A 25376-nucleotide genomic window follows, 5' to 3' on the forward strand; every position below is an offset into this window, starting at 1 on the left:
TGCTGCTGATCGGTCAAGTGAACACCAACCCTGTGGCGAGGGGGCTTGCCCCCGTTGGGTCGCGAAGCGCCCCCAAAACCTGCAACCGAGGTGTATCAGGTACACCGCGCTCACTGGTTTTACGACTGCTTCGCAGCCGAACGGGGTCAAGCCCCCTCGCCACAGAAAGCTCACTCGCCACACGCTTGTGTTTTGAATAAAAAAGAATGGAGTTGTACCGATGAAAATGTTTGGCAGGGCTCTGCTGACACTGTCCTTATTGGGCGCCATGGCGACGGTTGCCCAGGCCAACGACAAGGTTTTGCGCGTTTATAACTGGTCGGATTACATCGCCCCGGACACGCTGCAAAAGTTCGAAGACGAGACCGGTATCCGCGTCACCTACGACGTGTTCGACAGCAATGAAACCCTCGAGGCACGCCTGCTCGCGGGTAAATCCGGGTACGACATCGTCGTGCCGTCGAACAGCTTCCTGGCCAAGCAGATCAAGGCTGGCGTCTATCAGGAACTGGACAAATCGAAGCTGCCGAACTGGAAAAACCTTAATCCGGTGCTGCTGAAAAACGCCTCGGCCAGCGACCCGGACAATGCGCACGCCTTCCCGTACATGTGGGGCTCGATCGGTATCGGTTTCAACCCGGCCAAGGTCAAGGAAGTGCTCGGGGCCGATGCGCCAACCAACTCCTGGGACTTGCTGTTCAAACCGCAGAACGCGGAAAAACTCAAAGCTTGCGGCATCAGTTTCCTTGATTCGCCGACCGAGATGCTGCCGGCCGCGCTGCACTATCTGGGTTACCCGGTGAACTCGCAGGACAAAACGCAAATCGCCGAAGCCGAAGCGCTGTTCATGAAGATTCGGCCGTCGGTGGCGTACTTCCATTCCTCGAAGTACATCTCTGATTTGGCCAACGGCAACATCTGCGTGGCGGTCGGTTATTCCGGCGATGTGTTGCAAGCCAAGGCGCGCGCCAAGGAGGCTGGCGACAAAGTGAAGATCGATTACAGCATTCCGAAGGAAGGCGCCGGCAGCTTCTATGACATGGTCGCGATCCCACGGGACGCGGCGAACGTCGACAACGCCTACCTGTTCATGAACTTCCTGATGCGCCCGGACATCATCGCCGAGATCACCAACAACATCGGCTACAGCAACGCCAATGCCGCCGCGACGCCGTTGGTGGATGAAGCGATTCGCGACGATCCGGGCTCGTATCCGTCGCTAGCAGTGATGGCGACGCTGTACGCAATTCCCGACATGCCAATTGGCGTGCAACGCGTCATGACGCGTGGCTGGACGCGGGTAAAACTCGGCAAGTAATCACCTCACTGATCGTTTCCGCGCTCGGCGTTCGGGAGTGGATGGAACGCGGCGCGTCCCGGGCTGCATTCCCACACGGAGCGTGGGAACGATCAAATTCCTGCTGGATATTCAGGACAGCAGCGGCCATTCGGCCAGCGCTCGATAGCGGCCCTTGTGCGATTCGAACAGGGTGAAATGCTCGGCGCGCAGGACGAACTCCGGCGGCGCCGCAACCTCAGGCAACGGCAATCGATAGTCGCGCATCAAGGTCAAATGCGGGCGAAACTCCTTCGGCAAAACGGCAAAACCAAACGGCAACATCGCCTGCTCCAGCGCATACACCAACCGCAACAGCGGCGGCGGCGCCTGCTCCGAGGCCAGCACCAGCACTGCGGATTTGCGCCAGGCATCCAGACGATCCAGCGCGACGCGCAACGCCACGCCCGGCACGCGGACCTTCGCTGCGGCGCTGCAAATATCAGCAATCTGCGCCAGCCCCACGTCGCCCAGAAACAACAGCGTCAGGTGAAAGTTTTCTGCCGGCACAGGGCGTCCGTGACGCAGTTGCAAGGCGCTGCGCCACTGCGCAATCGCCCGGCGCTGCTCGGGCGCGCAGCTCAGGGCGAAGAACAGCCGCTTGCTCGGCTCATGGGATTCGTCGCTCACGCCTGGCACCTCCGGACATGCACGTTATAGTTGAACCAACCGCATCAACCGGAGGGCGCCATGCGACAGATCATCAGCAAAGAGCCGTGGTGGGCGATGCCGCCGCAACCCGGCCAGGATGAAGCCGAGCTGGATTGGGGCTGGCTGGTTCACTATAGCGAAGGTGAGCCGCGTTTCGAGTTTGTGCGGGAGCGGCCGACGGATAGCGAAATCCGCAACCGCAAAAGTTGCCGGATCACCCCGTCGGCGGAGTGATCCCGCCAGAGATCAGCCGTTCACCATCGGACAGCAGCGGATTGACGCGGGTGGTTGTGTCTGGCCAGACGATTCCGGAAATAACCACCGTCTCTGGCCAACAACAAAACCTGTGGCGAGCGAGCTCGCTCGCGTTGGAGTGCGCAGCACTCCCCATCTTTCAGGGCCAACAAACAGGGGCCGCTGCGCAGCCCAACGCGAGCAAGCTCGCTCGCCACAGGGATCTGGTTCACCCCACATAATCTGGTTTACCTCACATAATCTGCTTCACGATCCAGGACAAAACCACGGTTTCTGGCCAACAACAAATCCTGTGGCGAGCGAGCTTGCTCGCGTTGGAGTGCGCAGCACTCCCCTTCTTTCAGGGCCAACAAACAGGGGCCGCTGCGCAGCCCAACGCGAGCAAGCTCGCTCGCCACAGGAATCTGGTTCACCCCTCATAATCTGGTTCACCTCACGAAATCTGGTTCAGCCAACAGGAGCTGGTTCACCCAACAGGTGCTGACTCACCCCACAAACCTGTCTCAGCTCAGATTAGCTGCCTCACCTCACAAGTCGGTTCAACCATGAATGCCATCAATCACGGTGACATCTGCTCACTGGTCGCTTGCGGCGGGTTCCAATCGACAGCGCCACTGTTTGAGCTGACCGACGATACTTCAGCGCGTCCGCCGAGGCTGCCCTCGACCTGCCCGGCGATGTACAGCGTCCCCGCCATTACCCCGGTGGTCGGGTTTTGCACCAGTTTGGTCCAGGCTTTATCGAAGGTATTGCCCAGACTGCTGCGAATCAGCGCTTCACTGTCGGGTCGGTCATTGGCCTGAAGAATCGCGCGGATCCCCGCCACGCCAACCGTAATCAAACCGCCGGCAAAGCGCCCCGCCGCTGCTGCCACCGCGCTCGCCGCGCCGCGCGGGGCCATTTCGGCTTCCATGCGTTGGCTGGCGCGCTTGGCTACTGGCGCCATCGCCGTATCGGTGGAATCCACACCTTTGTCGCCACCGGCCTTGTGGATCTTGTCGATCAGCGCCGCATACGCCGGCAACGTGTTCAACGGCTCGGCTTGCATCAACTGATACAGCGAAGCATTGCGCGCCGGCGGCGGCCCGAGGGCAATCGCCGGGACTTTCTGCAAGCGCCCATTGAGTTGCGCCATCGGCACGCCGTGGCGCTGGGAAATGCGCTGCAATTCTTCCTGCAGGATGTCGACGTAGAACGCCGTGGCCAAACCGAGAATCGCCTCGGGATCAATTTCCACGGCTGCCGGCGCCAAGACCCGCTGCTGATATTGCTCCAGCAAATACGCGGCCAAACGCTTGGCCGACGCATCCTGCTCACCCTGCGAACTGATCGAATACCAACTGACCTTCATCGACAGCCATTCCTGGGTCCAATAGCTGCTGAACCAGGGAATGAAGTTTTCTTCGGTCAATTGGTAAACCCGCGTGCGCCAATAATCCATGGCGCCACGGGCGTAGATTTTGGTCTGTTCGGTGGCCGATTGCGACGCGGCGACGATCTCCCGATCAACCTGCTGCCAAGTGGCGGGCGCGACGAAAACCGCCGGGGCAACCACCGGCGCGCGCGCAGGCGTGGCGCATCCGGCCAAGACCAACAACACGGCGACGATCAGCGAACGCAGGTCCAAGATCGCGGTGTCCTGCAGGCGACGCCGGGCGGACTGCCCGGTGCTCATAAAGGTATTGAGTTGAGTATAGGTTGAGGGTTTTTGCCGTTCGTCTGGTGGGTGGAGGTTGATGGGGCAATGGAGCAGCATCGCGAGCAGGCTCACTCCTACAGGGATTGGCGTCGTTCAGAGGTTTTGCGATCAGCCGCTACCCCTCATTACTCAACCATCACTCACGTCGATAACCACCATCGCCACGCGCGCCTTCCGCAAAAAAACCGCCCGATGCACCATCAGCCCCATCGCCAACGCATCCCCGCATCGGAGGGGCACATCATGTTGATTCATCTGCTGACCTGCCTGGCCCTCAGCGCCGTCACCCTGACCCTGTTTGCCCGTTTTTTCCTGGACATCGGTCAAACCGAGGAGCACTCGTCATGATCCACATCGTCAACCTGGCCGTGAGTTTCCCGGTATTCGGCAGCAACTACTATTCGCAGCATGTGGTCTCGCGCAAAGACCTCGCGCTGGTGTTCGACAAACAGTTCGAAGCCTTGCTGATGCCCGCCGCCGCCAATCACTTCAGCAACGAAGTGGTCGGGCTCAACGATCAATTCCGCTTTCTCAATGACGTACTCGTCGAACACCTGCTCGACGCCGAGCTGGCCCAACTGTCGTCGCGCCAGTTCACCTTCTGATCGGCGGCATTGGCAGCAACGCCTAAAGCGTCTGCTGCGAGTTGCCGAGGGTGCGCGCCTGTTCGATGGCCCATTCAAACGCATCCTCCATGTCGAGCAGATGCGGCTTGGGCTCATGGTCTTCACTGATTACCGTACCGTCCGGCCGGTAGACGCCGATAAACATCTGCAGCGAGCCATCGCGCAGAATCCTCGCTTTGACTTCAATCCTGCACCCGTTCGACAGGGTTTCCGTGTGGACCAAATGGCGCTCGGTCATTGCCCTACTCCTCGTGTCGTTGACGTTTCAAACCGTTGGTAGCTATTCAATGTAGCTTCTATGCAGACCAGCGATATGCCGCGAAATCCCTCATTTGCCCGCGAAATCACCTGCAACAGGACAGCGGCGGATTGCCACCTATACTCCACCCAGTCAACCCGCAAAGGATCTGCGCCTCCAACAATAAAAAGCAGAGGTGGAACATGGTCTGGCAGCAAATCTATGACCCGTTCGGCAATCCGTTGTTATCGACCTTCATGGCCGCCGTGCCGGTGGTGGTGATGCTCGCTTCACTGGCATTTTTCCACGTGAAGGCGCATCTGGCGGCGTTAATGGCCTTGGCTTCGGCGCTGTTGATCGCGATTTTTGCCTTCGGCATGCCGGCTGACATGGCCGGTTCGGCGGCATTGTTCGGCGCGGCCAACGGCTTGCTGCCGATTGGCTGGATCGTCCTCAACATCATTTTCCTGCACCGTCTGACCACCGAGAACGGCTCGTTCAAGGTGTTGCAGGATTCCCTCGCACGAATCACCGACGACCGGCGCCTGCAACTGCTGCTGATCGCGTTCTGTTTTGGCGCGTTCTTCGAAGGTGCGGCCGGGTTCGGCACGCCGGTGGCAGTGACCGGGGCGATTTTGATCGGCCTGGGTTTCTCGCCACTGGCCGCCTCGGGCCTGGCGCTGATCGCCAACACCGCGCCGGTCGCGTTTGGCGCCCTCGGTACACCGATCATCACGCTGGCCAAGGTCACCGGCCTGGATGAAATGGAGCTGTCGATGATGGTCGGTCGGCAACTGCCGTTCTTCTCGGTGCTGGTGCCGTTCTGGCTGATCTGGGCGTTTGCCGGGTGGCGCAAGATGCTCGAAATCTGGCCGGCGATTCTGATCGCCGGGGTCAGTTTTGCCATACCGCAATTTGTCGTCTCGAACTACCACGGGCCGATGCTGGTGGACGTGATCGCCGCACTGATCTCCATGGCGTGCCTGACCGGTTTCCTCAAGGTCTGGAAACCAGCGACCATCCACACCTCGGCGGCACTCTCGGGACGCGTCGACAACTCGAAAATCGACCCCGAACACGAGCAGAAAACCGAGACCAGCGGCACGTTTGCCGGGGACGCCAAACCTGCGGTGATGCGCGCGTGGATGCCGTGGATCATCCTCACAGTGTTCGTGTTTGCCTGGGGCACGCAGGGTTTCAAAAACATGTTCGATACCCGCGCCGTGGTGGATCCGCAAACCCAGTCGCAGCGGCTCGACCCGCAAGGCAAACCAGTGCGCGAAGCCAATCCGATCTTCGCCCCGGCCCTGACCTTCACCACGTTGCACCAGCAAATCGAGAAAGTGCCGCCGGTGGTGCCGCAGCCGAAAACCGAAGAAGCGATCTACAAATTCACCTGGTTCACCGCGACCGGCAGCGGGATTTTTTTCGCGGCGATTTTTGGTGGATTGCTGATGGGTTATTCGATCCCGCAATTGGCACGCCAGTACCTGAAAACGTTGTGGGTGGTGCGTTATTCGCTGATCACCATTGTTGCGATGCTGGCGCTGGGGTACCTGACGCGCTATTCCGGATTGGACGCGACCATGGGCCTGGCATTTGCCGCGACAGGGATTTTCTACCCGATGTTCGGCACCCTGCTCGGCTGGCTCGGCGTGGCGTTGACCGGCTCCGACACCGCGTCAAACGTGCTGTTCGGCGGCTTGCAGCGGGTCACGGCCGAGCAACTGGGGATCAGCCCGGTGTTGATGGCAGCGGCCAACAGTTCCGGGGGTGTGATGGGCAAAATGGTCGACGCACAGTCCATCGTGGTCGCCTCCACCGCCACGCGCTGGTATGGGCATGAAGGCGAAATTCTGCGCTACGTGTTCTTCCATTCGATTGTGCTGGCGATTCTGGTCGGCGGGCTGGTGACATTGCAGGCGTATGTAGCGCCGTTCAGCAGCATGGTGGTCGGCGGGCCTTGACACCCGCTCAGACCAACGGCGCGCCCCGCTGTGGAACTGTGGCGAGCGAGCACGCTCGCTCGCCATCAGGGAGCATTTTCGAGCATGTTTTCGGGGCGACAGGGAACCTTCCCCGTCGCAACTCATCACTTGATAATCGACTAAGCTTAAACAACTGAGTCAGTACGCCAGGGCGCGTTGAATAGTCGACTCGGTTCCTCGTTTAAACCTCCACCCGTTTTACGATTAGAATGCTGATTTTCACCGCCGCTGCGTAGCACCGGCGGATGGATCTATCGGGTCGCGGCTGCAGTAATAAAACGGCGCTTTCGATGGTTTCTCGAGGCGGGCGCAAGCCTGATAAATTTTGTCGCGGCGTAGCACGTCGCCTTCCCAAGGCACCGGCATGACCACTTCTCCTGACGCATCAACCAACGTTGCGCAACCCAAGCAACAACCGCAGCACCAACTCGACTTTGGTGTCGTCGGTATTGGCGCGTCCGCCGGGGGTTTGCAAGCGATCAAACTGTTTTTCGAGAACATGCCGCAGGACAACGGCATGGCGTTCGTGATCATCCTGCACCTGTCGCCGGACCACGAAAGCATCGCCGACAAGATCATCCAGGAATCGACCAAGATGCCGGTCCTGCAAGTCACCGAATCGGTGGCGATCGAACGCAATCACGTCTATGTCATTTCCCCCGCGCACCGCTTGGCAATGAACGACGGCAGGCTTGAAGTCAGCCCTGCCGACCCACGCCTGGGCCGGACCTCGGCCATCGACCTGTTCTTCCGCGACCTCGCGGACGTGCACCGCGAGCGCGCGTTTTGCCTGGTGTTGTCCGGCACCGGTTCGGACGGCGCGGTGGGTTTGTCGCGCATCAAGGAACAGGGCGGCGTGACGCTGGCCCAGGCGCCGGAAGACGCCGAGTTCGACGGCATGCCGCGCGCGGCGATTGAAACGCAGATGGTCGATCTGGTGTTGCCGGTGGTCGAGATGCCGCAAAAATTGCTCGAATTGTGGCGCAACGCCAAGGCAATCAGCCTGCCGCCGGTCAATGATCCCGACCTGCAAACCATCGCCTCCGTCGCCGAACGCGAATCGGTGGCTGCCGAACAGTTGCTGCGCGACATTCTGGTGCAACTGCGCGCTGGCACCGGTCACGACTTCAAGCACTACAAACGCGCCACGGTGCTGCGCCGCATCGAACGGCGCATGCAAGTCACCGCGCAGCCCGACCTCGCGGCTTATTACCGTTTCCTGCTGACCAGTCCGGAGGAAACCAAAGCGTTGCTCGCCGACATGCTGATCGGCGTGACCAATTTTTTCCGCGACCGCGAAGCCTTCGAAGCGCTGGAGCGCGACGTGATCCCGCAACTGGTTGCCGCCGCCGTTTCGGCGCACCCCGAGAAAGAAGAAATTCGCGTCTGGTCAGCCGGTTGCTCGACCGGCGAAGAAGTCTACAGCCTCGCGATGTTGCTCAACGACCAGATGCAACTCGACGCCAGCCAGGCTGCGTTGCAGCTGTTTGCCACCGATATCGACGAACGCGCAATCAGCGTCGGGCGTGGCGGTTTGTATCCGCAAGCCATCGTCACCGACGTGCCACCGACCCGCTTGCGGCATTACTTCAGCAAGGAAAACCAGCATTACCGGATTCGCAAAGAGCTGCGCGAAAAGGTTTTGTTCGCCAAGCACAGCCTGTTGTCCGACCCACCGTTCTCGCACATGGACTTGATCGTTTGCCGCAATCTGCTGATCTATCTGGATCGCGAAGTGCAACGTGAAATCCTGCAGATGTTCCACTTTGCCTTGCGTCCCGGCGGCTTCCTGTTTCTGGGCACCTCCGAAAGTGCCGACGCCTGCCACGACCTGTTTGCCCCGGTCGACAAACGCAACCGGATCTTCCGCGCCAAAACCGGCGCCGGCAGCAGCCGCCGTGCGCCGACCATGCCACGTGGAGGCTATGTGCGCACCGACATTACCCGCCAGGTCCCGCCCAGCAACAAGCCGCGCAAGTTGTCATTCGCCGACATTCACCAACGTGCAATAGAACACTCGGCGCCGCCGAGCATGATCGTCGATACCAACGCCGACATCCTGCACATGAGCGAAAGTGCCGGGCGCTATTTGCGCCATGTCGGTGGCGAGTTATCGCGTAATTTGCTGACGCTGATTGTCCCCGACCTGCGCCTTGAAGTGCGCACCACGCTGTTCCAGGCGCAACAGGGCAGTCAGGTGGTCAAGTCGCGCACGGTGGCGATCAAACGCGACGATCAAAGCTACCGCGTCGACCTGATCGCCCACCCGTATCGCGACGAGGAAACCGACAGCGAACTGGTCCTGTTGATGTTCGACGAAGTCGAAGTCGACCCGTCCGAGGCCTCGAACTCGACCGTGCTGCAAACTGAAAATCAGGTGCTGTCCAACCTCGAGCGCGAGTTGCAGCGCACCAAGTTGCAGTTGCAGGACACCATTGAACAGTCGGAAGTCTCCAGCGAAGAGCTCAAGGCTTCCAACGAAGAAATGCAGGCGATCAACGAAGAACTGCGCTCGGCCACCGAAGAGCTGGAGACCAGCAAGGAAGAGTTGCAGTCGATCAACGAAGAGCTGCTGACGGTCAACTTCGAACTGAAAACCAAAGTCGAAGAAACCGACAAGATCAACGATTACCTGACCAACCTGATCGCCTCCACCGACATCGCCACGGTGTTTGTCGACAGCAGCATGCGCATCAAATGGTTTACCCCGCGCGCCACCGATATCTTCAGCATGCTGCCGGTGGACACCGGGCGCTCGTTGCTCGACATCACCCACCGGCTCAATTACGACGACCTCGCCGGCGACGCCACGCAGGTATTCGAGTCGCTGAACATGATCGAGCGCGAAGTCAGCAGCACCGACAATCGCTGGTATATCGCGCGCCTGTTGCCCTACCGCTCCAGCGCCGATCACATCGACGGCACCGTGCTGACGTTCATCGACATCACCAAGCGCCACGCCGCTGAAGAAGAGTTGCGCCAGGGCGAAGAACGCATGCGCCTGGTCGCCGAAAGCACCCGCGACTACGCGATCATCACGCTCGACGAATTGGGCATCATCACCACGTGGAACAAAGGTGCGGAGCTAATTTTCGGCTACAGCAAAGCCGAGGCCGAAGGCGCGTATTACGACTTCATTTTCTCGGCCGAGGACCGCGCCGCCGGCATCCCGGAAAACGAGCTGTCGCGGGTGCGCATTCACGGTCGCAACGAAGACGAACGCTGGCACCTGCACAAGGATGGCAGCCGTTTTTATTGCAGCGGCGAAGTCACCCTCCTGCGCGGCGACAATTTGCAAGGCTACGTGAAAATCGCTCGTGACCTGACCGGCCACAAGCGCCTGCACGAAGAGCAAAACCAGCAATTGGCCGACACCCAGAGCAACAGCCATTTGAAGGATGAGTTTTTCGCGGTGATGTCCCACGAGCTCAAGCATCCGCTGAACCTGATCCAGCTCAACGCCGAATTGCTGCGGCGTCTGCCGCTGATCAAATCCACCGCGCCGGCGGAAAAAGCCGTCAACACCATTTGCGACGCCGTGAGCAGTCAGGCGCGGATCATCGATGACTTGCTCGACGTCGCCCGCGTGCGCACCGGCAAGCTGCGGCTCAAGCGCAGCACTGTGGATTTGAACCGGATGCTCCAGGACGTTTATCAAGTGGTAATCAACGCTCATCCGAACGTCGATGTGAAGCTTGAATTGCCCGAAGCATTGGTGATTGACGCCGACTCGACCCGTGTTGAGCAGATCGTCTGGAACCTTGTGAACAACGCGCTGAAGTTCACCCCGATTGGTGGCCAGATCCGTTTGATCGCCTCGCGCGAAGGCGAGATGGCGCGGCTTGATGTGCAGGACAGCGGCCTGGGGCTGAGTGCGGATAGCCTGCACGAAGTGTTCGACCTGTTCGGTCAGGCCGCCAATCAGCACGCGACGCATCACCGCGAAGGCTTGGGCATCGGCCTGTCGCTGGTGCGCCAGTTGACCGAGGCCCATGGCGGTAGCGTCCACGTCAAATCTGCCGGGCTGGGCTTGGGTTGCACGTTCACTGTGGTGCTGCCATTGAGCCAACCGGACGACCAGGTCACACCGCCGGCCAAGGCAGGCGAACAGTCTGGACGCCTCGCCGGTTTGACGGTGTTGTTGGTGGATGATTCGCGCGAGGTGCTGGAGACGCTGAAGATGCTTCTGGAAATGGAAGATGCCGATGTCATCGCCTTCGCCGAACCGCGCCAGGCGCTGGCGGCGGCGCAAACCGGGAAATTCGACGTGGTGGTTTCCGACGTCGGCATGCCGGGCATGAGCGGCCATGAACTGATGCGCGCGCTGCGGGCTCTGCCGCACATTCGCCCGATCCCGGCGATTGCGCTGACCGGTTATGGCGCTGAAAGCGACGTCGAGAAATCGCGCAAATCCGGCTTCGACCGACATCTCGGAAAACCGGTGTCGTATGACGCGCTGATCGACGCCATTGAAGAACTGCGCCGGGCGAAAGCCGACTGACCAGGCCCTCCAGCCCCTCCAGCCCAAAGCGGACACAGCCCCTGTGGCGAGGGGGCTTGCCACAAGGGTTTACTGTTTGCAGTCCGGTTATAGGTGAACGGTTTTGCGCGGTCGATCAAGCACCAACACCATCACCCACGCATACACCGTCACCGCAATAAACAACCCCATGCGCACCGCAAACGCGCTATAGACATCCTTGCCCGCTACGCTGTCCTGCACCGACTGCCCCAGCAAAATCAGCAGCGTGACCAGCGTATTCAGCCAAAACCCCGGACTGCACCGCGTCGGGCTCAGCGCATAGAGCTTGCGCCCGAGCAACAGGGCGAACAGCAGCATCCACAAAAAGAACATCCACAAGTGCACAAACACACTCAGCGCACACCAGAACACCACCGCCAACAACCCGCCAAGCAGCGTCGACCCCAGCAGTTCGAATCCAGCATCGCGTGCGTTGCGCGTGGAACTCTGCTGACCAAGGCTGACCGCTTTGAGGATGATCGGCAGATAACTTGCCGGATCGATCAGCGCCAACAGGAATGCCGGCAGCACAATCAGCGTCGCCCGCAACGCCACGCGGTCAACATCCTGCGCCGCGAGTTTCGGAGCGACCGTTGATGGCGGCGCATTCAGCGGTTCGGGGAAGACCCCATGACTGACGGCAACCACGATTACCGCCAGCAGCAAGCCCTTGACCAGCGCCCCCATCACCATCAGCGCCAATTCAAAACTGGCGGTGCCGGCGGCGGAAATCATCGTCAGGCCGATCACCAGAAACGTCACGATCAGGTTATTGCCGCCGCGCAATCCAAAACGAAACACCAGCAACAATCCGAGCGCGATCAGCAGCAAACCGCTCAGCGGGTAATACCTTAGCAACGGAATCAACAGCAAGCCGATGCCCGTGGTCAGCAGCGCCACCAGCGCTAACACCACGCCAGCCTTGAGCGGCAACGGCTGATTGCGCGTGGCGAGCAACAGCAGCGCCAATACCGGGCCGAGAAACGGCAATGGCAAATCGAGCCCGAAACTCGCCGCCAGGCACAGCGCGGTGCCACTGGCCAGACGCAAACAACGTTGCGCCCGATGATCGCGCTCAGTAGGCATACGACATCCAGCTCATCAGCCGCAAAAACACCCGGCCGAGCGGGTTCAGCGGATGGCCGTGGCTGGGGAACGCCATGACTTCAGCCTGCCCGCCGGCACGAATCGCCCGACTGTCGCGCAGGCGGTTCGCCGCATCTTCATCAAACTCGATCACCACCGGGAAACGCTGCGCCGGGCGCAACCAGTCGCGGCTGTTCTGCACGCTCGGCAAGGTCCCGGGCGCTGGCGTCTGACCGACACTGACGCCATAACCGACGCTGCGCACGCGGCCCTGAAACACCTCGCCCGGCAACGCATCGAGCACAATCGCGACCGGCGTCTGCGCCTGGATCAGGCCCAGATTGTTTTCGGTCATGTCGGCAATGACCCACACATCGTGGATCGCAATCAGGGTCATCACCGGGCTGCCGGCGCCGGCAAACTGGCCGACGTCGGTGCGCAGGTCGGTAATCAACCCGGCCGAACGCGCGCCGATGCGGGTGTTGGCGAGGTCCAGTTGAGCTTTCGCCAACGCCGTCGCCGCGCTGCGCAGCAAGGCATTTTCCGCCTCGCTGCCGCCCTCCTGCTCTTTCGCCCGCAGCACTTCGGCCTCGGCGGCGGCGACCTGGCTGGAGGCTTGTTCGAGATTGGCCCGCGACACTTCCAGCAAACGCACGGACACCGTGCCCCGGTCGGCGCGGTACAAACTTTCGAGACGCTGATTGTCCTGGCGCATGCGGTTTTCGTTGGCCTGCGCCGCGCGCAACGAGGCTTGCGCGGAAGCGATGCCGGCGGTGCTGGCGCCGATCTGCCGACGGGTCGATTCGAGGTCGGCGCGGGCGCGGTCCACAGCGATCTGATATGGCTGCGGATCGATTTCAAACAGAATATCGCCGGCGCGCACGTCCTGGTTATTGCGCACATTGACCCGCACCACCCGGCCCGCCACTTCCGCCGCCACCGGAATCACAAACGCGCCGACCCGCGCCTGCTGCGTGTAAGGCGTGAAGCGGTCCGCGAGCAGATACCAGGCGAGGCTGATCAGGATCACCAGCAACACCCACTTGATCGCCTTCTTCTCCGGGGCCGCCGCAGGTTCGGCAATTGGTGGCGGGACGGCTTCACTCATCGTCATTCACCTTCAAGGGTTGCGGAAAAGCGGCTTGGCTGTCCGCCGAGGCGTCGAGCAGGCCGCCCCAGTCGGTGCGGTTGTCCATTTGCTTGCGTGTCGGCTGGTCAAGCAGCGGTTGCGCCGCATACCAGCCACCGCCGAGCGCCTTGTACAACGCCACCAGATTGCTCACCGCCGTGCTGCGGCTGATCAGGTAGCTGTCCTGCAATTCGAGCAGTGCCCGTTGCGCATCCAGCACTCGCTGAAAGTCGGAAAAACCCTCGGTGTATTGCGCGCGCGCCAGCACCAGCGAACGCTGGGCGGCGACTTCGGCCCGGGCGAGGATGCGCTCGCGTTCAAGGGCTTTGTTCAAACCATTGGCGGCATCGTCGGCCTCGCGGGCGGCTTGGCGCACGGTGTCGCGATAGACCTCGATCAGTTGCTGCAAACGCGCATCCTGAACCCGCACGTTGTTGCTGATCTGGCCGTGATCGAACAGGTTCCAGCGCAGGCTCGGGCCACCGACAATCTCCAGCGTGTTGGAACTGCCGCCCAGCGAATTGGCGCTCCAGACGATGCTGCCGAGCAAGCTCAGCGACGGATACAGATCACTCAGCGCTACGCCGATCAACGCCGACTGCGCGGCGACATTCAGTTCGGCGGCGCGCACATCGGGGCGGCGCAGCAGCAGATTGGCCGGCACCTCCTGCAGCACGGCGCGGTCCACCAGCGGGATCAGTTCCTCGTTGACCGTGACTTGCGGCAAATCGCCCGGCGCCTGCCCGGTCAGCACCGCGAGGGCATTGCGGGTGCGGTGCAATTGATCCTCAAGGCTGGGAATGCTCGCGAGCGTGCCAAGGTATTGCGTGTTGGCCTGCTGCAGATCGAGCTCGGCGGTCTGGCCGCTGTTGAACAGCTTGCGGGTGATGTCGAGGCTGCGCTGTTGTTGGCGGGTGTTGTCGCGGGCAACGCGCAGCCGTGCTTCGGTGGTGCGCAGGGAAAAATAACTGTCGGCGACTTGCGCGCGCAGCAGTACCAGCACGTCTTCGTAATTGGCCTGGGCGGCGAAATAACTGGCGTCCGAAGACTCGATGGCGCGGCTGAAACGGCCCCAGAAATCCAGTTCCCAACCGATGTCGAACCCCTCGCTGAATTGCCAGAAACGGCTGTTCTGCGGGTTGTCGCCTTTGTACTGGCGCCGCTCGACGTGCAGCAAATCGACGCTGGCCTGCTGGAATTGCGGAAGACGCCCGGCGCGGGCGATGGCGAGTTGTGCGCGCGCTTCGAGCACCCGCAGGCCGGCGATTTTCAGGCTCGAATTGTGCGCGTCGGCAGCGCTGATCAACTGGTCGAGCACCGGGTCATTGAACACCTGCCACCACTGGCGCAGATCCGGGCTCGCGCCGCGTTCGCTGGATTGTTGCAGCGCCGGCGTGCTCCAGTGTTTGACCCATTCCTCGCCGGGCGGCTGGAAGTCCGGACCAACGCGCGTGCAGCCGCAGAGGCCGAGCAGCGGCAGCAGAAACAGGAGCATGGCGGCGCGTGCGGGCATGAACGATTTCCCGGCCAAGGAAGATGACTGGAGCATAGCCGCCCGAAGCAAACCGGGACGCCGCCAGGCAAAACCCGCAACGGCTCGCTTTTATCCGGCAACTGCTACGCTTTGCAATTCATCAAGGCTCTTCATCAAGGCTCTCCATTAAGGTTCTCCATCAACACAGGTGCGAGCGACATGACCACTCAATCCCACTCCGCCGGCTGGCGTTTCAAACTGGGCATTATCATTCTCTGCGTGATGCTGGGGTCATGGTTGATGGTGCCGCTGGCCGCCGTCATCGGAGTGCCGGGTTCCAAAGTGGCGGCGCTGACCGGTGTGCTGTTTATCAGCAACAAGGTGTTGTTGTTGCTGGTGATCGCGGTGATGGGCAAGGCCGGTTTCCAGCAATTGAAGCGCAACGTGTTTGGCTACGTGACGTCGCTGGCGCCCAGCGCGGATGCCGAAGTCGGCCCGCTGCGGCACCGGATCGGCCTGGTAATGTTTTGTCTGCCGCTGATTTCGGCGTTTCTCGAACCCTATGTCGACAGCTTCTGGCCAGGACTGCGCCCGAACCTGTGGCAACTGCAACTGCTCGGCGACGTGATGCTGGTTGGCAGCTTTTTCGTGTTGGGCGGCAACTTCTGGGACAAGGTCCGCGCGCTGTTCATCCGCACGGCCAAGGTTTCGAATGCTTGAAACTGATCAAAAGGAAGACTAATGACCCGTTTGACCGCAAAAGACTTCGCCCCCGAGTTGCTGGAACTCTACGACTATTACGTGCACGGCCAGATCAACCGCCGTGAGTTTCTTGATCGCGCGGCGTTGTTCACCTTGGGCGGCCTGACCGCGTCCGCCCTGCTCGCTTCGCTGAACCCCAATTACGCGATGGCCGAGCAAGTCGCGTTCACCGACCCGCAAATCATCGCCGAATACATCACCTATCCGTCGCCCAAGGGCCACGGGCAAGTGCGCGGTTATCGGGTGCGCCCGGCAAAAGCCACGGGCAAGCTGCCGGCGGTGGTGGTGGTGCATGAAAACCGTGGGCTCAACCCGTATATCGAAGACGTCGCGCGGCGCGTGGCCAAGGCCGGTTTCATCGCCCTCGCCCCCGATGGCTTGACCTCGGTGGGCGGCTATCCCGGCAATGACGACAAGGGCCGCGAGCTGCAAATGACCGTCGACCCGGAAAAACTCATGAACGACTTCTTCGCCGCCATCGAGTGGCTGATGAAGGATGACGCGGGCACCGGCAAGGTCGGTATAACCGGGTTCTGCTATGGCGGTGGTGTGGTCAACGCAGCGGCCGTGGCCTATCCGGAACTGGGCGCCGGCGTTTCGTTTTACGGGCGCCAGGCCGACAGCAAGGACGTGCCGCGAATCAAGGCACCGCTGCTGCTGCATTTCGCCGAACTGGACACGCGCATCAACGAAGGCTGGCCGGCCTATGAGCAGGCGTTGAAAGCGGCGGGCAAGACCTATGAGGCGTACATTTATCCGGGGGTCAATCATGGCTTCCACAACGATTCGACGCCGCGGTTTGATGAGGCGGCGGCGAATCTGGCGTGGGACCGGACGATTGCCTGGTTCAGGCGTTATCTGTAGGCGCATGGCTTGCCCCCAATGGGATCTTGCGTCCGTCATCGCGGGCAAACCTTGCTCCCACAGTGAACCGCGATGGGTGGATTGAGGGTCTCGGTTAACCATGTCTTCAGGAAAAATCAGCCGCATGCCACGCATTCTGGTGTACGTCCTTGTCGCGATTGCAGCGCTGTATTTGCTGATCTGCCTGGCGTTGTTCGTGTTTCAACGCTCGCTGATTTATTTCCCGCAACCGAGTGCGCCAGGTGCCGCCAAGAACGTGCTGAAGCTGGCCGTCGCCGATGCGGATTTGCAGGTGTCCGTGCGGCAGCGCGAGGGTCCGAAAGCGCTGATTTATTTCGGCGGGAATGCCGAGGACGTCTCGCAGAATCTGCCTTCGTTCGCCGCAGCTTTCCCGGAGCACGCCTTGTATTTGCTGCACTACCGTGGCTTTGGCGGCAGCTCTGGCGCCCCTTCCGAAGAGGCGATTGCGCGCGATGCGCTGGATCTGTTTGACCGGGTTTATGCCGAACATTCAGAAGTTGCGGTGATAGGTCGCAGCCTCGGCACCGGCGTCGCCATCCGCCTCGCCAGTCAACGCCCGGCGGCGCGGCTGATTTTGATCACGCCGTATAACAGCCTGCTGGAACTCGGCGCCCGGCAATATCCGATTTTCCCGATCAAGTGGTTGTTGAAGGACACCTTCAATTCTGCGCAATACGCCGCGCACATTCGGGTGCCGACGTTGTTGATCGCGGCGCAGGATGACGAGGTGATTCCGCGTGCGAGCACGCAGCGCTTGCTTGGGCATTTTGTGCCGGGCGTGGCATCGCTGCGGGTGATCAACGGCGTCGGCCACAACTCCATTTCCGAGAGCCCCGAGTATCTGCGATTGATCGGTGGCGCTTTGTAATTCTCGTCCAACCACGTCTAACCCAATCCAACCCAACCTCCCCCAACCCAACCCCTGTAGGAGCTGAGCTTGCTCGCGAAAGCGACAGATCAGTCACCGGAGATGTTGACCATGACGACGCCTTCGCGGGCAAGCCTCGCTCCTACAGAGGCCGGGACTGCCGAGATAGAGCGCTCAAGCCGAGAAACGACTTTTCGTCGGACTTTTAAAATGTAAAAAAGAATTTCAAGAATCTCCTGCGGTCCATGACTGACATTCTTCAGGATTTCACCGTTATGACTTTTGCAAAATTCTGCCAATCTTTGTCCAATTGGGCCGGCAGTTCGAAAACCTTCATTCTCGCCATCGTGCTGATCGTCGTCTGGGCAAGCACCGGGCCGTTCTTTCATTACAACGACACGTGGCAACTGATCATCAACACCTCGACCACGATCATCACGTTCCTGATGGTCTTCCTGATTCAGAACACCCAGAACCGCGACAACGACATTTTGCATTTGAAGATCGACGAATTGCTGCGCGCCAGCCAGGAAGCGCAAAACGCCTTGCTGTGCCTCGACAAAATGGGCACCAAGGAATTGCGTGCACTGCGCGAGCAATACAGCACCATCGGCGAGAGCGAGGAAATGCACTTTCCGTCGCCGGCCGAAAAAGCCGATGCGGCACCTACCGTCTAAGCACTCTCTGGTTAGTCGCCACAAGGTTTGACCAGCCGTCAAAGCCCCGCCGCCCTTCAAGCGCCGGGGCTTTTTGTTGCGCGGCACGCACACGGCGCTTGACGCTTAATGCCGATAAGTGGGAGAACGTGCTGGCGAGAATGGAAGCAAGCTACCGATTGCCCCCGGATCAAGGACGACTCATGAAGACATTATTGTGTTTGCTGATCGCCATTGCGGTCGGCGCCACGTTGCAGTACGAGGGCCTGCCCCACGGGCTGCTGCTCGGCTCGATCCTCAGCACCGCGCTGATCGCCAGCAATTTGCGCTTCTCGCCGACCCTGCCCTTGAGCCTCGGCTACGTACAAATCGTGCTGGGGATCGCCACGGGGCTGATGTTCAAATCGTGGGACAGCCAGACCGCCACCGCGCTGTTGCCCAGCCTGGGTTTTCTGTTTGTGTGCCTGATGGCGCAAATCAGCCTCGCCGGTTTGTGGCTGTTCAAGGTCTCGGGCTGGAACGCCAAGGACTCGCTGATCGCGGTCTACCCCGGTGCCCTCGCGGCAGTGTTCGACTTGCTCGAATCGGAGCGCGCGTCGAGCAAAGTCATCGTTGTGCACCTGGTGCGGCTGCTGTCGATTACCGTGCTGGTGAGTTTTCTGATCCCCGGACCGGTGCACCTGGCCTTTAGTGAAAGCACTGCGCTGGACATGAATACCGGGCTGATCGCGCTGTCACTGATCGTCGTGTGCATCGTGCTCGGGCGCGTGTTGTTGCGCATCGGCGTGCCGGCGCCGTTCATGCTCACTGCGATCATTGTCACCGGCGTCTATATCAAGTTTGGCTACCTGCAAGAGTTCCAGATGCCGCAATGGAGCGTGGATTTCGCCACGCTGATTCTCGGCGTGCTGATCGGTGCGAAATTCAAGGATATTTCCCTGGCGGAGCTGCTGCGCCATGGTCGCGCCGGAGTGATGTCGGTCGGTTTGATGTTGCTGACGGCTGCCGCGTTTGCCGGCATCGCCGCGCGTGTGCTGGGCAGTGACCCGCTGACGTTGTGGATGGCGTACATGCCCGGCGCCATCGAAACCATCACCATTGTCGCGTTCGGTGGAGGGCTGAACGTGGTGTTTATCCTGACCCATCATCTGGTGCGCATGATGGCGCTGCATTTTGCCCCGGCGGTGCTGGTGCAGGCGCGCCGCTGGCGGCAAAGCGAACAGTAAAAAACTCGAACTCCGCGCCTGTCGTTGCATCCAACGTTTAAGCCAATGGAGGTACGCGATATGAACAATGACTCGAAAAACCCAGCCAATCCCCTGCCGACCGATACGGCGGGCAAACCTGTAAACGTGGTCGAACGCGATCTTCAGGACCGCGACGACGACACCCGCGCCGTCGACGAAGTCATCACCCCGACTTCGACCCGCGTCAAAGAGCAAGACGCCGAAGAACTACGGCGCAAAACCGATGAGATCGAACGCAAAGTGGCGGATGGGAACTGATAACGTCAGCGCGTTAAAACCTGCAAGCAGACCTGCCACAGAACCGTGGCAGGATCTGCCATTAAAGCTGTGGCTGGACCTGCCCTAAACCTGCGGTCAAGCCTGACCCAAAACCTGTGGTCATGCCTGCCACTAAACCTGTGGTAGCCCCAGCCCAAGGATCTTGGGCTTTTTTGTGTTCAGGCCGGAGAAATCGTCGCAAGCGCTCCGATCAAAATCGTCAGCACCAGAAACCCACCCAGGAAAATCGCCATTCTAGCCATCAGGCCTCCTACTACTTGAGGTTGCGGCGCAACAGGCGCAGTGAGACAAGTTGATCTCAGGGCGGCCGGGCCGGTGAGGCATTCTGGGACTTGCACTGATCTGGTTACAGACGCAGATAACACCAGAAAATACGGATCAGATAACAAACCCTCGCAACACACTCCTTACATGTAGCAGCTGGCGAAGCTTGCGTCCGGATGCGCAGCAGTCGTATAAGCTGTGTTCGCGGTGTGTCTGAGACTTCGCGTTTCCATGAAGGGGCGACTGCTTCGCAGCCGGACGCAGGCTTCGCCAGCTGCTACAGGAGGGTTGTGGCGTTTGGAGGGCTGATAAAAAAACCCGCTGACGGAGCAGCGGGTTTGGTTGTTACGGCGGTTTACTTGAGGTCGAAACGGTCGAGGTTCATCACTTTGACCCACGCTGCGACGAAGTCTTTGACGAACTGCTCCTGCGCCCCGCTGCTGGCGTAAACCTCCGCCAAGGCGCGCAACTGCGCGTTCGAACCAAACACCAGATCGACCCGCGTCGCCGTCCACTTCGGTGCGCCGGTTTTGCGGTCGCGTCCCTCAAACTCTTCCTGTGCGTCCGAGGTCGGTTGCCACTCCACACCCATGTCCAACAGGTTGGTGAAGAAGTCCGTGGTCAACGCTTCCGGCCGCTCGGTGAACACGCCGTGTTTGCTTTGGCCGACATTGGCGTTCAATACGCGCAAACCGCCAACCAGCGCGGTCATTTCCGGTGCGGTCAGCGTCAGCAGTTGCGCCTTGTCGATCAGCAGCGCTTCGGCCGAGACGCGATAACGGGTTTTCAGGTAATTGCGGAAGCCGTCGGCAATCGGTTCGAGGAAGCCGAACGATTCGACATCCGTTTGCTCCTGCGAGGCGTCCATGCGTCCCGGCGTGAACGGCACCGTGACGTCATGTCCGGCGTTTTTCGCCGCTTGCTCGACGCCGACGCTGCCCGCCAGCACGATCAAATCCGCCAGCGAGACCTTCTTGCCGCCATTGCCGAACTCGTTCTGAATGCTTTCGAGTTTCGCCAGCACATTCGCCAGTTGTTCAGGCTGATTGGCTTGCCAGAACTTCTGCGGCGCCAGGCGCAGGCGTCCGCCATTGGCGCCGCCACGCTTGTCGGAACCACGGAAAGTCGACGCCGCCGCCCACGCCGTCGAGACCAATTGCGCGACGCTCAGGCCCGAATTCTGGATTTTGCTTTTCAGCGCGCTGATGTCATTTTCATCAACCAACGGATGATCGACTTCGGGAATCGGGTCTTGCCACAACAGCTCTTCGGCAGGCAGTTCCGGGCCAAGGTAACGAGACAATGGGCCCATGTCGCGGTGGATCAGCTTGTACCAGGCACGGGCGAAGGCGTCGGACAGTTGCTCTGGATTTTCCAGAAAGCGCCGGGCAATCGGTTCGTAGATCGGGTCAAACCGCAGCGCCAGGTCCGAAGTCAGCATGGTCGGATTACGCCGTTTCGACGGGTCGTGAGCATCCGGAATGATCCCGGCGCCAGCACCGTTTTTCGGCGTCCACTGATGCGCGCCTGCCGGACTTTTGGTCAGCTCCCAGTCGAAGCCGAACAGATTTTCCAGATAGTTGTTGCTCCACTGCGTCGGCGTGGTGGTCCAGGTCACCTCCAGACCGCTGGTGATGGTGTCGGGCCCTTTGCCGGTGCCGAAGCTGTTCTTCCAGCCAAAGCCTTGCTGCTCAAGCCCCGCCGCTTCCGGTTCAGCGCCGACGTTATCGGCAGGCCCGGCGCCGTGAGTTTTACCGAAGGCGTGACCGCCGGCGATCAGCGCCACGGTTTCTTCATCATTCATGGCCATGCGACCGAAGGTTTCGCGAATGTCCTTGGCCGACGCGACCGGATCGGGATTGCCTTCCGGCCCTTCCGGGTTGACGTAGATCAGGCCCATTTGCACGGCGGCGAGCGGGTTTTCCAAGTCGCGGCCGTTATCGGTGCGGCTGTCCTCGTTTTCCCCCGGTTCGGCCACCAGCGGCCCTTCGCCGGGTTCCTGCATCGGCGCGTTGTCCTTGGCGTAGCGGCTGTCGCCGGCCAGCCATTTGTGCTCCGAACCCCAGTAAACATCTTCGTCCGGCTCCCACACATCCGGCCGCCCGCCGGAAAAACCGAACGTCTTGAAGCCCATCGACTCCAGCGCAACGTTGCCGGTCAGCACGATCAGGTCGGCCCACGAAATGCTCTGGCCGTATTTCTGCTTGATCGGCCACAGCAAACGGCGCGCCTTGTCGAGGCTGACGTTGTCCGGCCAACTGTTCAGCGGCGCGAACCGTTGCTGGCCCGACCCTGCCCCGCCGCGCCCGTCAGCGGTGCGATAAGTGCCGGCGCTGTGCCACGCCATGCGGATAAACAGCGGGCCGTAGTGACCGAAATCGGCCGGCCACCAATCCTGGGAATCGGTCATCAGCGCGGTCAGATCCTGCTTCAACGCCTGAAAATCGAGGCTTTTGAACGCTTCGGCGTAGTTGAAACCCTCGGCCAACGGATCGGAGAGTGGCGAGTGCTGATGGAGGATTTTCAGGTTCAGTTGGTTCGGCCACCAGTCGCGGTTGGTCGTGCCACCGCCAGCCGCGTGATTGAACGGGCATTTCGATTCAGTTGCCATGTATGAGCTACCTTTGGTCGAGTTCATCGCGCTACCCAGCCCGGCCTGGGCCAGCAATAGCAATCAGCGAAATCAAGGACACAGGTTTCCGGCCGAGCAGTTGAAGCAACTGCGCACCGCGGCCGCACGGGAACTCTGGAGGGTGGCGAACGATTCGCCAGCACACGGGCCCACGGCAAGCCTGTGACTCTTTCTTATCTCTTCATCAGGTGTTGAACGACCGGCAGACGCCAGCGCAAAGGTAAGACTAGACCGTCTTCGGAGGAGCGCTAATAGCCGCAGTATTTGCGCGTGATAGGCAGAATCTTTTGTTTACCGGAATGCCAAGCGGCCCGACCGATGAGGCCGGGCCGCAGTTGCACAGCTCAATCAGGCTGCGTTGGCTTCTTTCTTCAGGCTGTCCATGTCGATGACAAAACGGTATTTCACATCGCCCTTGAGCATGCGTTCGTACGCTTCGTTGATGTTCTGGATGTCGATCATTTCGATGTCCGAAACGATGCCGTGCTTGGCGCAGAAATCCAGCATGTCCTGAGTTTCCTGAATCCCGCCGATCAACGAGCCGGCAAGGCTGCGGCGCTTGAAGATCAGGTTGAACACCGACGGCGACGGGTGCGGGCTGTCCGGCGCGCCGACCAGCGTCATGGTGCCATCGCGCTTGAGCAGATTGAGGAACGCGTCGAGGTCATGCGGCGCGGCGACGGTGTTGAGGATGAAATCCAAGGTGTTGGCGAACTTGGCCATTTCATCCGGATTCTTCGACACCACCACTTCATCGGCGCCCAGGCGCAAGCCGTCTTCACGCTTGTTCGGCGAGGTGGTGAACAGCACCACGTGCGCGCCCATCGCATGGGCGATCTTCACCGCCATGTGCCCGAGCCCACCGAGGCCGACCACGCCAACCTTCTGCCCCGGCCCGACTTTCCAGTGGTGCAGCGGCGAATAGGTGGTGATGCCGGCGCACAGCAGCGGCGCAACGGCGGCCAGATTGCTGTCGTCGTGGGAGATGCGCAGGACGAATTTCTCCTTGACCACGATGTTGTCCGAGTAACCGCCGAAAGTGTTTTCGCCGCCGAATACCGGGCCGTTGTAGGTGCCGGTGAAACCGCTTTCGCAATACTGCTCATCGCCCTCGGCGCACGAGGCGCAGTGCTGGCAACTGTCGACCATGCAACCGACGCCGGCCAGATCGCCGACCTTGAATTTGCTGACATTGGCGCCAACGGCGGTCACCCGACCGACAATTTCGTGGCCCGGCACCGACGGGTACAAGGTGTTCTGCCACTCGTTGCGCGCGGTGTGCAAGTCGGAGTGGCAGACGCCGCAGTAGAGAATGTCGATCTGCACATCATCGGCGCCTGGCGCGCGGCGCTCGAAAGTGAAGGGCTTGAGCGAGTCCTTGGGATTCTGCGCGGCGTAGCTATAAGTCTTGGCCATGGAAATCACCTTTTGGGTTTTTGGCTTAGGGTTTGTGGCTTAGGGTTAGCGGCTTAGGGTTAGCGGCTGAATAGAGAGGAGTGTCGCAGTTGCTGAATCGTTCAAGTGGATGACTTCAGGTCAATCCGTTGAACGAACGTTGAAGAAGTCTTCGCTGATATTTGCGACTGTGTGGCGCGGCGCTGCACAGAGGATAGGACACGGCTTGGCAGATGCGATGGCCGCATCCTGCAGAGTTATTGCCTAATCCCGCCGAAGTTGAGCAACTGGCTGATTTTTCGCATTACGCGCCGACTCGACAAAAGTAATGGCTAATTAGTAGCATGCACCACCTTGGGGACAACACAGGGTTGCTTCCTGATCACGGATGAACATCGATGACTAAAAGTGCTTACCTGTGCCTGGCCTTCATGATTGCGGTCGGCGGACTGAGTTTTTTCCTTCAGCCTGAAGCGGCGTTGGCGTCCATCGCGCTGATCGCGGTTTTTTCCTGCGGCTACTTCGTTTTCTATCTGGTGCGCAACAACCTGCACCACGGCATCATCAAAGGCCTGTTGCTGTCATTGCTGGTCATGGCGCTGGCGGTGATTCCGGTGCTGGGCTGGATCGTGCTGATCGGGTTTGTGATCTACAACATCTCCAAAGCGCTCGACGGCCTGAAAAGCCTGATGCCGGATGTGCTCGCCAGCGTGGTCATCTACGGCCTGCTGTTCGCGCGCCTGGCCTTCGACATCCGCGATCCGCTGGCAATTGGCGGACTTGCCGTTGCCTACCTGATCGCCGCGATTGTCTATTGCCGCAGCCTGAATGGCCTGCCGACCGAACACGCATTGTTCAAAATGAGCGTGATGTGGCTGTCGGTGCCGTTTGCCGCGCTGACCATTATTTCGATTGTCTCGGCGCTGGGTAATCTGTTTCGCACCGTCAGCTCGACAATCACCCGCACGGTTATTTCTCCGCAAATGGTCTCGGCGCACATGCGCGGCGGCGTGGCGATTGACGCGTACACGCGCAATATCAGCAGCACAGTAACCAGTACCGTGACCCATATTGCCCCGGGTGCCGGGGTGATTACTGCTGGGGTGACTGGCGAGGTGGCGCAGCGAGTAAAAAAAGAAAGCGCGTGAGTCCCCGAATAGTCCCCGGTCTTTGTAGCAGCTGGCGAAGCCTGCGTCCGGCTGCGCAGCAGTCGTGAAATCAGCCCACGCGGTGGGTCAGGATGACCGCAATTGCAGGTTCAGCGACTGCTGCGCAGTCGGACGCAGGCTCCGCCAGCTGCTACAAGGTGGGGAGTTCGCGGCAAAAGTTGGAAACGCGCGCACAAAAAAGCCCACTGACCGTTACCGGTTCAGTGGGCTTTTTG

General features: G+C 60.3%; 20 protein-coding genes. 12 read left to right on the plus strand and 8 right to left on the minus strand.

What is annotated here, in order from left to right:
• Positions 1-220 precede the first annotated feature (220 nt).
• Complete coding sequence (locus FBY12_RS06720) at positions 221-1318, plus strand: polyamine ABC transporter substrate-binding protein (protein ID WP_121734424.1); 1098 nt, start codon at positions 221-223, stop codon at positions 1316-1318.
• A gap of 111 nt (positions 1319-1429) precedes the next feature.
• Here the strand turns inward: FBY12_RS06720 and thpR are convergent, their stop codons facing one another.
• The gene (gene thpR, locus FBY12_RS06725; protein ID WP_145252202.1) at positions 1430-1966 is read right to left on the minus strand and encodes an RNA 2',3'-cyclic phosphodiesterase; all 537 of its coding nucleotides are present in this window, start codon (positions 1964-1966) and stop codon (positions 1430-1432) included.
• A gap of 60 nt (positions 1967-2026) precedes the next feature.
• On the opposite strand from thpR, the gene FBY12_RS06730 reads away from it, so the two are divergent.
• A complete protein-coding gene (locus FBY12_RS06730; RefSeq protein WP_145252204.1) occupies positions 2027-2221 on the plus strand; it encodes a hypothetical protein in 195 nt (64 codons plus the stop codon).
• 580 nt (positions 2222-2801) lie between these two features.
• Here the strand turns inward: FBY12_RS06730 and FBY12_RS06735 are convergent.
• On the minus strand, positions 2802-3869 hold the full coding sequence (locus FBY12_RS06735; protein WP_145252206.1) for a hypothetical protein: 1068 nt from the start codon (positions 3867-3869) through the stop codon (positions 2802-2804).
• A gap of 416 nt (positions 3870-4285) precedes the next feature.
• Between FBY12_RS06735 and FBY12_RS06740 the strand changes: the two genes are divergently transcribed.
• Positions 4286-4546 (plus strand): hypothetical protein, encoded by a 261-nt coding sequence (locus FBY12_RS06740; RefSeq protein ID WP_145252208.1) that lies wholly within the window; start codon positions 4286-4288, stop codon positions 4544-4546.
• Between the two features lie 22 nt (positions 4547-4568).
• On the opposite strand, the gene FBY12_RS06745 is transcribed toward FBY12_RS06740, so the two are convergent.
• Positions 4569-4805: a hypothetical protein gene (locus FBY12_RS06745; protein ID WP_145252210.1), complete on the minus strand. Its 237-nt coding sequence runs from the start codon at positions 4803-4805 to the stop codon at positions 4569-4571.
• Between the two features lie 203 nt (positions 4806-5008).
• Between FBY12_RS06745 and FBY12_RS06750 the strand changes: the two genes are divergently transcribed.
• Positions 5009-6772 (plus strand): L-lactate permease, encoded by a 1764-nt coding sequence (locus tag FBY12_RS06750; protein ID WP_145252212.1) that lies wholly within the window; start codon positions 5009-5011, stop codon positions 6770-6772.
• A 385-nt stretch (positions 6773-7157) separates the two neighbouring features.
• A complete protein-coding gene (locus tag FBY12_RS06755) occupies positions 7158-11294 on the plus strand; it encodes a CheR family methyltransferase (RefSeq protein ID WP_145252214.1) in 4137 nt (1378 codons plus the stop codon).
• Positions 11295-11381: 87 nt separating this feature from the next.
• Here FBY12_RS06755 and FBY12_RS06760 read toward each other — a convergent pair whose 3' ends face one another.
• From FBY12_RS06760 to FBY12_RS06770, 3 genes are read right to left on the minus strand one after another with little or no spacing between them, the layout of a single operon-like run.
• Positions 11382-12401: a DUF2955 domain-containing protein gene (locus tag FBY12_RS06760; protein WP_145252216.1), complete on the minus strand. Its 1020-nt coding sequence runs from the start codon at positions 12399-12401 to the stop codon at positions 11382-11384.
• On the minus strand, positions 12391-13509 hold the full coding sequence (locus tag FBY12_RS06765) for an HlyD family secretion protein (RefSeq protein WP_145252218.1): 1119 nt from the start codon (positions 13507-13509) through the stop codon (positions 12391-12393). Before FBY12_RS06765 ends, FBY12_RS06760 begins: the two co-directional genes overlap by 11 nt.
• The gene (locus tag FBY12_RS06770; RefSeq protein WP_145252220.1) at positions 13502-15043 is read right to left on the minus strand and encodes an efflux transporter outer membrane subunit; all 1542 of its coding nucleotides are present in this window, start codon (positions 15041-15043) and stop codon (positions 13502-13504) included. The genes FBY12_RS06765 and FBY12_RS06770 overlap by 8 nt, the downstream gene beginning before the upstream one ends.
• Positions 15044-15223: 180 nt before the next feature.
• On the opposite strand from FBY12_RS06770, the gene FBY12_RS06775 reads away from it, so the two are divergent.
• The 6 genes from FBY12_RS06775 (at position 15224) to FBY12_RS06800 (ending at position 19680) form a co-directional block, all read left to right on the plus strand.
• A complete protein-coding gene (locus FBY12_RS06775) occupies positions 15224-15724 on the plus strand; it encodes a transporter suffix domain-containing protein (RefSeq protein WP_121734430.1) in 501 nt (166 codons plus the stop codon).
• A gap of 21 nt (positions 15725-15745) precedes the next feature.
• Complete coding sequence (gene yghX, locus FBY12_RS06780) at positions 15746-16630, plus strand: YghX family hydrolase (protein WP_145252222.1); 885 nt, start codon at positions 15746-15748, stop codon at positions 16628-16630.
• A gap of 124 nt (positions 16631-16754) precedes the next feature.
• Positions 16755-17519: an alpha/beta hydrolase gene (locus FBY12_RS06785; RefSeq protein ID WP_256663272.1), complete on the plus strand. Its 765-nt coding sequence runs from the start codon at positions 16755-16757 to the stop codon at positions 17517-17519.
• Positions 17520-17794: 275 nt separating this feature from the next.
• The gene (locus tag FBY12_RS06790) at positions 17795-18196 is read left to right on the plus strand and encodes a low affinity iron permease family protein (protein WP_092280314.1); all 402 of its coding nucleotides are present in this window, start codon (positions 17795-17797) and stop codon (positions 18194-18196) included.
• Between the two features lie 182 nt (positions 18197-18378).
• The gene (locus FBY12_RS06795) at positions 18379-19401 is read left to right on the plus strand and encodes an AbrB family transcriptional regulator (RefSeq protein ID WP_145252226.1); all 1023 of its coding nucleotides are present in this window, start codon (positions 18379-18381) and stop codon (positions 19399-19401) included.
• A 60-nt stretch (positions 19402-19461) separates the two neighbouring features.
• Positions 19462-19680 (plus strand): hypothetical protein, encoded by a 219-nt coding sequence (locus tag FBY12_RS06800; RefSeq protein WP_145252228.1) that lies wholly within the window; start codon positions 19462-19464, stop codon positions 19678-19680.
• A 640-nt stretch (positions 19681-20320) separates the two neighbouring features.
• Here FBY12_RS06800 and katG read toward each other — a convergent pair.
• Positions 20321-22576 (minus strand): catalase/peroxidase HPI, encoded by a 2256-nt coding sequence (katG, locus tag FBY12_RS06805; RefSeq protein ID WP_145252230.1) that lies wholly within the window; start codon positions 22574-22576, stop codon positions 20321-20323.
• A 369-nt stretch (positions 22577-22945) separates the two neighbouring features.
• On the minus strand, positions 22946-24013 hold the full coding sequence (locus FBY12_RS06810; RefSeq protein ID WP_145252232.1) for an NAD(P)-dependent alcohol dehydrogenase: 1068 nt from the start codon (positions 24011-24013) through the stop codon (positions 22946-22948).
• 377 nt (positions 24014-24390) lie between these two features.
• Between FBY12_RS06810 and FBY12_RS06815 the strand changes: the two genes are divergently transcribed.
• Complete coding sequence (locus FBY12_RS06815) at positions 24391-25140, plus strand: hypothetical protein (protein ID WP_145252234.1); 750 nt, start codon at positions 24391-24393, stop codon at positions 25138-25140.
• The last annotated feature ends 236 nt before the right edge of the window (positions 25141-25376 follow it).

This window comes from Pseudomonas sp. SJZ131 (assembly GCF_007828705.1).
In the GTDB taxonomy this organism is placed as follows: Bacteria; Pseudomonadota; Gammaproteobacteria; order Pseudomonadales; family Pseudomonadaceae; genus Aquipseudomonas; species Aquipseudomonas prosekii.

Bases quoted from the DNA above. Each gene is read 5' to 3' on its own strand.
- FBY12_RS06720 (WP_121734424.1), top strand. From the start codon at position 221: ATGAAAATGTTTGGCAGGGCTCTGCTGACACTGTCCTTATTGGGCGCC.
- FBY12_RS06730 (WP_145252204.1), top strand. From the start codon at position 2,027: ATGCGACAGATCATCAGCAAAGAGCCGTGGTGGGCGATGCCGCCGCAA.
- FBY12_RS06740 (WP_145252208.1), top strand. From the start codon at position 4,286: ATGATCCACATCGTCAACCTGGCCGTGAGTTTCCCGGTATTCGGCAGC.
- FBY12_RS06745 (WP_145252210.1), bottom strand. From the start codon at position 4,805: ATGACCGAGCGCCATTTGGTCCACACGGAAACCCTGTCGAACGGGTGC.
- FBY12_RS06750 (WP_145252212.1), top strand. From the start codon at position 5,009: ATGGTCTGGCAGCAAATCTATGACCCGTTCGGCAATCCGTTGTTATCG.
- FBY12_RS06755 (WP_145252214.1), top strand. From the start codon at position 7,158: ATGACCACTTCTCCTGACGCATCAACCAACGTTGCGCAACCCAAGCAA.
- FBY12_RS06760 (WP_145252216.1), bottom strand. From the start codon at position 12,401: ATGCCTACTGAGCGCGATCATCGGGCGCAACGTTGTTTGCGTCTGGCC.
- FBY12_RS06765 (WP_145252218.1), bottom strand. From the start codon at position 13,509: ATGAGTGAAGCCGTCCCGCCACCAATTGCCGAACCTGCGGCGGCCCCG.
- FBY12_RS06770 (WP_145252220.1), bottom strand. From the start codon at position 15,043: ATGCCCGCACGCGCCGCCATGCTCCTGTTTCTGCTGCCGCTGCTCGGC.
- FBY12_RS06775 (WP_121734430.1), top strand. From the start codon at position 15,224: ATGACCACTCAATCCCACTCCGCCGGCTGGCGTTTCAAACTGGGCATT.
- yghX (WP_145252222.1), top strand. From the start codon at position 15,746: ATGACCCGTTTGACCGCAAAAGACTTCGCCCCCGAGTTGCTGGAACTC.
- FBY12_RS06785 (WP_256663272.1), top strand. From the start codon at position 16,755: ATGCCACGCATTCTGGTGTACGTCCTTGTCGCGATTGCAGCGCTGTAT.
- FBY12_RS06790 (WP_092280314.1), top strand. From the start codon at position 17,795: ATGACTTTTGCAAAATTCTGCCAATCTTTGTCCAATTGGGCCGGCAGT.
- FBY12_RS06795 (WP_145252226.1), top strand. From the start codon at position 18,379: ATGAAGACATTATTGTGTTTGCTGATCGCCATTGCGGTCGGCGCCACG.
- FBY12_RS06800 (WP_145252228.1), top strand. From the start codon at position 19,462: ATGAACAATGACTCGAAAAACCCAGCCAATCCCCTGCCGACCGATACG.
- katG (WP_145252230.1), bottom strand. From the start codon at position 22,576: ATGGCAACTGAATCGAAATGCCCGTTCAATCACGCGGCTGGCGGTGGC.
- FBY12_RS06810 (WP_145252232.1), bottom strand. From the start codon at position 24,013: ATGGCCAAGACTTATAGCTACGCCGCGCAGAATCCCAAGGACTCGCTC.
- FBY12_RS06815 (WP_145252234.1), top strand. From the start codon at position 24,391: ATGACTAAAAGTGCTTACCTGTGCCTGGCCTTCATGATTGCGGTCGGC.